The organism is Holdemanella porci (genome assembly GCF_019052655.1).
Taxonomy (GTDB): Bacteria; Bacillota_I; Bacilli_A; order Erysipelotrichales; family Erysipelotrichaceae; genus Holdemanella; species Holdemanella hominis.
The window spans coordinates 1-1,015 of record NZ_JAHQVB010000142.1 but is presented as its reverse complement, the minus strand read 5'-3'; the positions used below and the strand labels follow the sequence as shown (position 1 = coordinate 1,015).

Here is a 1,015-nt window from a genome sequence, read left to right as displayed (position 1 = left end):
TGATACAAACTAATTCACTTTTTGACAAGATTAATTTTAACGGTGGGAATCTTTCCAGTGATGGTGGATCCATTCTTCTTTCTCAATTTCTTGAAAAGATAAATTTGAAAACACTATTAGATTCTATTTCATTTGTGGATTTAAGACATCTTCCTGTATATTCAAACACGAATATCTTGTTTCAACAAATTATCAAATGTTTACTGGGATATAATGACCAGTCTGATCAGAAAATATTAATTAATGATCCTTTACTGTCACTCAAATCCTTGATATGTTCTCAAGCTACGGTAAGTCGTTTCTATGACCGTGTATCTTTAAATACAACCAATGAATTCAAAAAAATCATTACTCAGCTTGCATATGATTTTGTGAATACAAATATAGATGACCCAATTCTTGATGCGGATTCCACCATGGTTACAACTTGTGGCAACCAGGAAGCCAGTGCCTATATTCATCATTATCAGAAAAATGGATATCATCCACTCGTAATCAATGAATACCATTCAAAGCTCTTACTTTCATCTTTGTTGAGAACTGGCTCTGCTTATTCTTCTAATGGAATCATTGAAGAACTTGAACAGATATTTACACAATTGAACAATACCGGAAATATAAGATTCAGAGGCGACAGCGCCTTTTACAGAAGGGATTTGTTTAAATATCTGGAAAACAACCAGGTTACGTATTATATCCGAGTTAAGAATTTTAAGAAAAACATTAGAGAATCCGTAATGGATATGGTCATAAATCAGGTAGACTGGAATGATTTTGACTATACAGAACCTTATTATGGAGAATATACGATTCAGATAAACAAGACAAAAAAGCGAAGAATTGTATACAAAGCCTTTCGCTTAGAAAAAGGCGGAATGCTTCAGTTAGTGCCTATGGTTTATTGCATAATCACAAATGATTTTGAGAAAAGTCCCAAAGAAGCAATGGACTTTTATGAAGCAAGAGGAAACAGCGAAAACTTTACAAAAGAATTAAAAGATGATTTCAACGGTGG

General features: G+C 33.1%; 1 protein-coding gene. It reads left to right on the top strand.

Features of this window, described 5'->3' with window-relative positions:
• Positions 1-2 precede the first annotated feature (2 nt).
• A partial coding sequence (locus tag KTQ83_RS11830) for an IS1380 family transposase (RefSeq protein ID WP_342367264.1) occupies positions 3-1,015 on the top strand: 1,013 nt, incomplete at its 3' end.